The 9137-nt window shown below is 70.2% G+C and carries 8 protein-coding genes; 7 read left to right on the top strand and 1 reads right to left on the bottom strand.

The window, feature by feature from the left end; all coding sequences use genetic code 11:
- Positions 1 to 509 precede the first annotated feature (509 nt).
- Genes ACFXAZ_RS19185 through ACFXAZ_RS19165 form a run of 5 tightly spaced genes read left to right on the top strand, consistent with a single transcriptional unit; the run spans position 510 to position 6139 of the window.
- A complete protein-coding gene (locus ACFXAZ_RS19185; protein WP_384592154.1) occupies positions 510 to 2147 on the top strand; it encodes an ABC transporter substrate-binding protein in 1638 nt (545 codons plus the stop codon).
- A 6-nt stretch (positions 2148 to 2153) separates the two neighbouring features.
- A complete protein-coding gene (locus tag ACFXAZ_RS19180) occupies positions 2154 to 3077 on the top strand; it encodes an ABC transporter permease (RefSeq protein ID WP_384592150.1) in 924 nt (307 codons plus the stop codon).
- Positions 3070 to 4080, top strand: a complete 1011-nt coding sequence (locus ACFXAZ_RS19175; RefSeq protein WP_384592147.1) for an ABC transporter permease — start codon at positions 3070 to 3072, stop codon at positions 4078 to 4080. Before ACFXAZ_RS19180 ends, ACFXAZ_RS19175 begins: the two co-directional genes overlap by 8 nt.
- 6 nt (positions 4081 to 4086) lie before the next feature.
- Positions 4087 to 5070 (top strand): ABC transporter ATP-binding protein, encoded by a 984-nt coding sequence (locus tag ACFXAZ_RS19170; protein WP_384592144.1) that lies wholly within the window; start codon positions 4087 to 4089, stop codon positions 5068 to 5070.
- A complete protein-coding gene (locus tag ACFXAZ_RS19165) occupies positions 5054 to 6139 on the top strand; it encodes an ABC transporter ATP-binding protein (protein ID WP_384592141.1) in 1086 nt (361 codons plus the stop codon). The genes ACFXAZ_RS19170 and ACFXAZ_RS19165 overlap by 17 nt, the downstream gene beginning before the upstream one ends.
- 224 nt (positions 6140 to 6363) lie before the next feature.
- Here ACFXAZ_RS19165 and ACFXAZ_RS19160 read toward each other — a convergent pair whose 3' ends face one another.
- Positions 6364 to 8481, bottom strand: a complete 2118-nt coding sequence (locus ACFXAZ_RS19160) for an alpha/beta fold hydrolase (protein ID WP_384592138.1) — start codon at positions 8479 to 8481, stop codon at positions 6364 to 6366.
- A gap of 204 nt (positions 8482 to 8685) precedes the next feature.
- Between ACFXAZ_RS19160 and ACFXAZ_RS19155 the strand changes: the two genes are divergently transcribed.
- Positions 8686 to 8880 carry a hypothetical protein gene (locus ACFXAZ_RS19155; RefSeq protein WP_355748187.1) on the top strand — a complete coding sequence of 65 codons (195 nt, stop codon included), beginning with the start codon at positions 8686 to 8688 and terminating at the stop codon, positions 8878 to 8880.
- Between the two features lie 19 nt (positions 8881 to 8899).
- Positions 8900 to 9137: PIG-L family deacetylase (locus ACFXAZ_RS19150; protein ID WP_384592135.1), on the top strand; the 238-nt coding region annotated here is incomplete at its 3' end.

Here is a 9137-nt window from a genome sequence, read left to right as displayed (position 1 = left end):
GGCGGGCCGCGCGCCCCCCCCCCCCCCCCCGCCCCGCGGCCGTACGATCCCCCTGACCCCCCGAAACCCAGCCCGACGACACGGAGAAACCACAGCCCTGGCCCCACTCCCGCGTCGCCCGGGATGTGCCCTGCGGCCGGCTGGGGGCGTTGCCCGTGCGGTGGGATGAGGTTCATGGCATGGTCCGGGAAGTCGGTTGCGACCCGTGACCGACGCGGGCAACGCCGCGTCATTGGGGGCGCGGGCAACGGCGCAATCTTTTGGGGGCGCGGGCAACGGCGCAGTCTTTTGGGGGCGCGGGGAACTGCGCGACCAGCCACGACGAAACCCGCACCACCCCACCCCACCCCACCCCGCCCACCCCACCCCGCCCACCCCACCCCACCCCATCCCCCCACCCCCCAGATGCCCGAAATAAATGGGCTGTATGTCGGATATGCCGGAACATGGTCCGGTAACAGCCCTGCGCCCCCGCGCCAGGGCCGGCGTACGGACGAGGAGGGCACTCCATGGGTGGAGCCACGCACGCCAAGCGGATCGCAACCACCGCCGCCGTCGCGCTGCTGGCGACGGCCTGCGGGGGCGGCGGAGGCGGCGGGGGAAGCAACAGCGGCAGCGACACCGTGCTCAGCGCCTCCTGGGGTGACCCGGCGAACCCCCTGGAGCCGGCCAACACCAATGAGGTCCAGGGCGGCAAGGTCCTCGACATGATCTTCCGCGGGCTGAAGCGGTACGACCCCGACACCGGCGAGGCCAAGAACATGCTCGCCCAGAGCATCGAGACCAGCGACTCGCAGAACTTCACGATCACCGTCAAGGACGGCTGGACCTTCAGCAACGGCCAGCCGGTCACCGCCACATCCTTCGTGGACGCCTGGAACTACGGCGCGAGCCTGAAGAACAACCAGCGCAACGCCTACTTCTTCGGATACATCGAGGGCTACGACAAGGTCCACCCCGAGAACGGCGGGAGCCAGAGCGCCGACACCCTCTCCGGCCTCAAGGTCACCGGCGACCGCACCTTCACCGTCAAGCTCGGCCAGAAGTTCTCCACCTTCCCCGACACCCTCGGCTACGCCGCCTACGCCCCGCTGCCGCAGTCGTTCTTCGACGACCACGCCGGCTGGCTCGACAAGCCGGTCGGCAACGGCCCGTACGCCGTCGACTCGTACACCAAGGGCTCCCAGATGTCGCTGCGCACCTGGGACGCGTACCCCGGCGACGACAAGGCCCGCAACGGCGGCGTCGACCTCAAGGTCTACACCGACAACAACACCGCCTACACCGACCTGATGGCCGGCAATCTCGACCTCGTGGACGACGTCCCGGCCGCGCAGCTGAAGAACGTCAAGAGCGACCTGGGCGACCGGTATCTCAACACCCCGGCCGGCATCATCCAGACCCTCGCCTTCCCGTACTACGACAGCGCCTGGAACAAGCCCAACTCCGACAAGGTCAGGAAGGGCCTGTCCCGTGCCATCGACCGGGACCAGATCACCAAGACCATCTTCCAGCAGACCCGCACCCCCGCCACCGACTGGACCTCACCCGTCCTCGGCGCCGACGGCGGCTACCGGGCGGGGCTGTGCGGCGAGTGGTGCCAGTACGACGCCGCCGCGGCGAAGAAGCTGATCGACGAGGGCGGCGGACTCCCCGGCGGACAGGTGACCCTCACCTACAACGCCGACACCGGCTCCCACAAACAGTGGGTGGACGCCGTCTGCAACTCCATCAACAACGCCCTCGGCAACGACCGCGCCTGCGTCGCCAACCCCGTCGGCACCTTCGCCGACTTCCGCAACCAGATCGCCGGCCGCAAGATGAGCGGCCCCTTCCGGGCCGGCTGGCAGATGGACTACCCGCTGATCCAGAACTTCCTCCAGCCGCTCTACTACACCAACGCCTCCTCCAACGACGGCAAATGGTCCAACCAGCAGTTCGACAAGCTCGTCGACCAGGCCAACGCCGAGACCGACGCCCCCAAGGCCATCGGTCTGTTCCAGCAGGCCGAGGGAGTCGTCCGGGACAACATGGCCGCCATCCCCCTCTGGTATCAGAACGGCAGCGCCGGCTACTCGGACCGGCTGTCCGACGTCAAACTCAATCCGTTCAGCGTGCCGGTGTACGACGAGATCAAGGTGAGCTGAGCCGGCATGGGACGGTACGTCGTCCGGCGCCTGCTCCAGATGATCCCCGTCTTCTTCGGGGCGACGCTGCTCATCTTCCTGATGGTGAACGTGATGGGCGACCCCATCGCCGGGCTGTGCGGCGACCGCGAGTGCGACCCGGCGACCGCCGCCCAGCTCCGCAGGGAATTCGGCCTCGACAAGCCCGTATGGCAGCAATATCTGACCTACATGGGCAATGTCTTCACCGGTGACTTCGGCACCGCCTTCAACGGGCAGCCCGTCACCGAACTGATGGGCTCCGCCTTCCCGGTCACCATCCGCCTCACCGTCGTCGCGATCCTCTTCGAGGTCGTCATCGGGATCACCCTCGGGGTCCTCACCGGGCTGCGGCGCGGACGGCCCGTCGACACCGGGGTCCTGCTGCTCACCCTGGTCGTGATCTCCGTACCCACCTTCGTCACCGGTCTGCTGCTCCAGCTCCTGCTCGGTGTCGAGTGGGGCTGGATCAAACCCTCCGTCTCCCCGGCGGCCACCTTCGGCGAGCTGATCGTGCCCGGCCTGGTCCTCGCCTCCGTCTCCCTCGCCTACGTCACCCGCCTCACCCGCACCTCCATCGCCGAGAACCGGCGCTCCGACTACGTCCGCACGGCGATCGCCAAGGGCCTGCCCCGCCACCGGGTGATCACCCGGCATCTGCTGCGCAACTCCCTGATCCCCGTGGTCACCTTCATCGGCACCGACATCGGCGCCCTGATGGGCGGCGCCATCGTCACCGAGCGGATCTTCAACATCCACGGCGTCGGCTACCAGCTCTACCAGGGCATCCTCCGCCAGAACACACAGACCGTCGTCGGCTTCGTGACCGTGCTGGTCCTGGTCTTCCTCATCGCCAACCTGCTGGTCGACCTCCTGTACGCCGTACTCGACCCGAGGATCCGCTATGCCTGAGCCCCAGCCGCCCCAGCCCTATCTCCCCGGCGGCGGAGCCCCCGGGAACGGGGCCATCGCGGGGACCGGGGCGGGCGGCGCCATGGACCTCGCCACCAGCGAGGGCGCGACTCTGGAGGCACCCCCCGGCGGCCCGCCCGCCCCCCGGGACCGGGACCGGGCCCGCAGCCTGTGGTCCGACGCCTGGCACGATCTGCGCCGCAACCCGGTCTTCCTCATCTCCGGCCTGGTGATCCTCTTCCTGGTCGTCATCTCCCTGTGGCCCGGCCTGATCGCCTCCGGCAACCCCCTGACCTGCAACCTCGCCAAGGCCCAGGAGGGCTCCCAGCCCGGCTACCCCTTCGGCTTCGACGGCCAGGGCTGCGACGTCTACACCCGGACCGTCTACGGCGCCCGCACCTCCCTGTCCGTGGGCGTCCTCGCCACCCTCGGGGTCGCCGTCCTCGGCTCGGTGCTCGGCGGCCTCGCCGGGTTCTTCGGCGGGGCGGGCGACGCGGTGCTGTCCCGGATCACCGACATCTTCTTCGCGATCCCGGTCGTCCTCGGCGGCCTGGTGCTGCTGTCCGTCATCACCAGCAACACCATCTGGCCCGTCATCGGCTTCATGGTGCTGCTCGGCTGGCCGCAGATCTCCCGGATCGCCCGCGGCTCGGTCATCACCGCCAAACAGCACGACTACGTCCAGGCCGCCCGCGCGCTCGGCGCCTCCAACTCCCGCCTCCTGCTGCGGCACATCACCCCCAACGCCGTCGCCCCCGTGATCGTGGTCGCCACCATCGCCCTCGGTACCTACATCGCCCTGGAGGCGACCCTGTCCTACCTCGGCGTCGGTCTGAAGCCGCCCACCGTCTCCTGGGGCATCGACATCTCCGCCGCCTCCCCCTACGTACGCAACGCCCCGCACGCCCTGCTCTGGCCCTCCGGCGCCCTCGCGCTCACCGTCCTGGCGTTCATCATGCTCGGCGACGCGGTGCGCGACGCCCTCGACCCGAAGCTGAGGTGAGCCGCCGTGCTGCTCGAAGTACGTGACCTGCACGTGGAGTTCAAGACCCGCGACGGAGTCGCCAAGGCCGTCAACGGCGTCAGCTACGGCGTCGACGCCGGTGAGACCCTCGCCGTGCTCGGCGAGTCCGGCTCCGGCAAATCGGTCACCGCCCAGGCCGTGATGGGCATCCTCGACATGCCGCCGGGCCGGATCACCGGCGGCGAGATCCGCTTCCAGGGCCGCGACCTGCTGAGGCTGAAGGAGAGCGAGCGGCGCCGGGCGCGCGGCGCCCAGCTGGCGATGATCTTCCAGGACGCCCTGTCCGCCCTCAACCCCGTGCTCTGCGTGGGCGACCAGCTCGGCGAGATGTTCATCGTCCACCGCGGCATGTCCCGCAAGGACGCCCGCGCGAAAGCCATCGAGCTGATGGACCGGGTCCGTATCCCGGGCGCGGCGGAGCGGGTGAAGCAGTACCCCCATCAGTTCTCCGGCGGCATGCGCCAGCGCATCATGATCGCGATGGCGCTCGCCCTGGAACCCGCCCTGATCATCGCCGACGAGCCCACCACCGCCCTCGACGTCACCGTCCAGGCCCAGGTCATGGAACTCCTCGCCGACCTCCGCCGCGAGCTGGACATGGGCCTGATCCTCATCACCCACGACCTCGGCGTGGTCGCCGACGTCGCCGACCGGATCGCGGTGATGTACGCGGGCCGGATCGTCGAACAGGCCCCCGTCCACGACATCTACAAGGCCCCGGCCCACCCCTACACCCGCGGTCTGCTCGACTCCATCCCCCGCCTGGACCAGAAGGGCCAGGAGCTGTACGCCATCAAGGGCCTGCCGCCGAACCTGCTGGACATCCCGCCGGGCTGCGCCTTCCACCCGCGCTGCCCGCTCGCCCAGGACGTGTGCCGCACCGACGTACCGCCCCTGTACCAGGTCGCCGCGGACCGCGTGAGCGCCTGCCACTTCTGGAGGGAGTGCCTCGATGGCCACGACGGCTGAGCCGGTCCCCGGCCCCGCCCCCGCCCCGGTCACCGAACCGATCCTGGAGGTCGAGGGGCTGGTCAAGCACTACCCGCTGACCGCCGGCATCGTCTTCAGGAAACAGGTCGGCGCGGTGAGGGCCGTCGACGGCGTGGACTTCACCCTCGCCCGCGGTGAGACCCTCGGCATCGTCGGCGAGTCCGGCTGCGGCAAATCCACGGTCGCGAAGATGCTGGTCAACCTGGAACGCCCGACGGCCGGCACGATCCGCTACAAGGGCGAGGACATCACCCGTCTGTCGGGCCGCGCGCTGAGAACCGTACGCCGCAACATCCAGATGGTCTTCCAGGACCCGTACACCTCCCTCAACCCCCGGATGACGGTCGGCGACATCATCGGCGAGCCCTACGACATCCACCCCGAGGTGGCTCCCAAGGGGGACCGCCGCCGCCGGGTGCGGGACCTGCTGGACGTGGTCGGCCTCAACCCGGAGTACATCAACCGCTACCCCCACCAGTTCTCCGGCGGCCAGCGCCAGCGCATCGGCATCGCCCGCGGACTCGCCCTGCGCCCCGAGGTGATCGTCGCCGACGAGCCGGTCTCCGCCCTTGATGTCTCCGTCCAGGCCCAGGTCATCAATCTGATGGACCGCCTCCAGCAGGAGTTCGACCTCTCCTACGTCTTCATCGCCCACGACCTGTCGATCGTCCGCCACATCTCGGACCGGATCGCGGTGATGTACCTCGGCCGGATCGTGGAGACCGGCCGCGACGCCGAGATCTACGACCATCCCACCCACCCCTACACCCAGGCCCTGCTCTCCGCCGTCCCCGTGCCCGACCCCGACGCCCGGGAACACCGCGAGCGCATCATCCTGGCCGGTGACGTCCCCTCCCCGACCAACGTCCCCTCCGGTTGCCGCTTCCGCACCCGCTGCTGGAAGGCCCGGCAGCGCTGCGCCGACGAGGTGCCCCCGCTCGCCGTCCCGCCGCATCTGCGGGGGGTTCCCGGACCGGCGGCCCACGACTCCGCCTGCCACTTCGCGGAAGAGAAGCAGGTCGTCCCGCCCGAGCCGCCACCCCGGTAACAGACCGGCAACTCGCGCGACCCGCCTCCGATATACGGACGCGCGATCCTGAGGAACGTACGGCCGTGCGGGTGCCGTGAACAGGCCGGAGCGAGCCATGTCGCTCCGGCCTGTTTTTTGCGCCTAAACCGGCGCCGCTCTCGCGGACGTGGCCGGCGCATCGTCGTGGTTCCTCAATTGATGGTTGCGGTGCTTTCGTGAAGAAGCCTTGCTGCCAGGGCAGATCAGGGCAGATCGAGGGCGCGCCGGAGGAAGTCCACCTGGAGCAGCAGCAGATTCTCCGCGACCTGTTCCTGCGGGGTCATGTGCGTGACCCCGGACAGCGGCAGCACCTCGTGCGGGCGCCCGGCGGCCAGCAGCGCCGAGGAGAGCCGCAGGGAGTGGGCGACCACCACGTTGTCGTCCGCGAGGCCGTGCACGATCATCAGCGGCCGGTGCGGCCCGGCGGCTTCGGACAGCCCCTCGTCGGTGATCAGCGAGCTGTGCGCGTACGTCGCCGGGGAGGCGGCCGGGTCGCCGAGATACCGCTCGGTGTAGTGGGTGTCGTACAGCCGCCAGTCCGTCACCGGGGCGCCCGCGATCGCCGCGTGGAAGACATCGGGGCGGCGCAGCACCGCCAGGGCGGCCAGATAGCCGCCGAAGGACCAGCCGCGGACGGCGACCCGGCCGAGGTCCAGGGGATGGTGCTTCGCCAGCTCCTGGAGGGCCTCGATCTGGTCGTCCAGGGTGACCGTGAAGTCCTGGTGGATCGCCTTCTCCCAGGCGGGCGAGCGGCCCGGGGTGCCGCGGCCGTCCGCGACGACCACCGCGAAACCCTGGTCGGCGAACCACTGCGAGGTCAGATGGGAGTTGTGCGCCGCGAGCACCCGCGAGGCATGGGGACCCGCGTAGGGGTCCAGCAAAACCGGCAGGGGAGTGTCACCGTGGTAGTCCCGCGGCATAAGCAGGGCGCACGGGATCCGCCGTGCGCCCCCCTCGACCAGACGCACCCGAGGGGAGAAACCGGGACGCTCGGCGTACGACGTGACAACCGTCACCGGCTCGCCCTCGCGCAGCACCCGCACCCGCGCCCCGGGCCGGTCCAGGGTCGAGGACGCCAGCACCGTCACCTCGCCCCGGCGCACCGCCGAATGCACCCCGGGCTCCTCGGACACCCGCGCCACGCCGAGTTCGTTCACCCGGTAGACATGTACCTCGCCGATCTCCGGGGCGTCCGCCTCCGCGCCCGCCGACGCCGTCACCAGCACGTCCGAGGCCCCGACATCGAGCACCGCCCGCACATGCAACTGCGGTCCCGTCAACGGCCGTTCACCCACCGCCAGCACTCGCGCGCCCCCCTCGTCGGCGATCCGCACCAGCTGCCCCGACGGCGACCAGCACGGCACCCCGGCGAAAAGATCAAGCCAAATCGGATCTTGATCAGCATGGACCATCCGGGTCACCCCGGTGTCCGGGTCCACCGCCAGATACAACTGGCCGCGCTGGTCCCGCGCCTGCACCAGGATCAGCGGCGCACCCGCGTCTGACCAGTGCACTCGCGCCAGATACGGATACCGGGCCCGGTCCCAGACCACCTCCGTGCGGGCCCCGCCGAGGTCCATCACGAACAGCCGGACCTCCGCGTCCGGCGTCCCGGCAGCCGGATAGGCGACGTGTTGTGGATCACGTTCCGGCTGCGCGGGATCGGCGATCCACCACCGCCGCACCGGCGTGTCGTCCACCCGCGCCACCAGCATCCGGTCGGACTCCGGCGCCCACCAGAAGCCGCGCGTACGGTCCATCTCCTCGGCCGCGATGAACTCCGCCAGCCCATAGGTCACTTCGGGCGCCTCCGGCTCGGCCAGCGCCCGGTCACCCTCGCCCTCCGCGCCCACCACCCGCAGCCCACCTGCGGTGACGTACGCGACATGGCGGCCGTCGGGGGAGGGGCGCGGGTCGATCACCGGCCCCGGGACGGGCAGTTCACGGGCGGTGCCGGCCCGCAGTTCGGCCGTGAACAGCCGCCCCGACAACGCGAAGGCGGCCAGCTCCAGGGCCGCGTCCACCGCGTAGCCGACGATCCCGGCACCCCCCTCACGGCTGCGCTCGCGGCGCGCCCGCTCCTCGGCCGAGAGGCGCTCTCCGGCGCCCCCCAGCAGCGTCAGGGGGTCGGCCGCGACCCGCTCCCCGCCGCCGGGCAGGTCGAGCACCCACAGGGCGCCCGCGCGGTCCGCCCCGGAGCGCGAGCGCAGGAACACGACCCGCGATCCGTCCGGGGCGACGGTGAACGAACGCGGCGCGCCGAGCGTGAATCGCTGGGTGCGGGCGTGCCGACGGGGGAAAGAGACAGGCTCGGTCGTCATACCCCGACGATATTGGCCATGCGCCCCCTTGTGCGGCTGTGCGCCGACAGATGCGCGCGCACGGATAGTTATGATCACTAGCGCTGCGTGGGTATGCACCTGCTGGCTCCTGCATAGATTTACGCGCAAGGATTTACGCGTCTGATGGATGACAGGTCTGTACGGATGGGCAAGTCCGCCCGCTCTGCTTGGAGGTGAGCCGCCATGGCACTCTCGATTTCGGCGGTGGTGCTGCTGGCGATCATCGTCTTCCTGCTGATCAAGAAGTCCGGGCTCAAAGCGGGACATGCGGTGGTCTGTATGTTGCTGGGCTTCTATCTCTCGTCCTCGACGATCGCCCCGACGATCAGCGAGCTGACGAGCAACATCGCGGGGATGATCGGCAGTATCAACTTCTGACCCCCGTACGCTGGGGGCCATGACGGACCAAGCCGGCCGTCGTCTGCTGCTCGTGCACGCACACCCGGACGACGAGTCGATCAACAACGGCGCGACCATGGCCGCGTACGCCGCTCAGGGCGCGCGGGTGACTCTGGTCACCTGCACGCTCGGCGAACGTGGCGAGGTCATCCCGCCGCTTGTGGCGCGGATAGCGGGGGGCGGGAGGGGCGGCCGCCGGGTTGGGGTGGTGGACCGCGGCCGGTGGGGCCGCGGGG

The organism is Streptomyces sp. NPDC059477, assembly GCF_042749375.1.
GTDB lineage: Bacteria > Actinomycetota > Actinomycetes > Streptomycetales > Streptomycetaceae > Streptomyces.
Note: the sequence above shows the minus strand (reverse complement) of the source record. Positions and strands in the feature narration are given on the sequence as shown.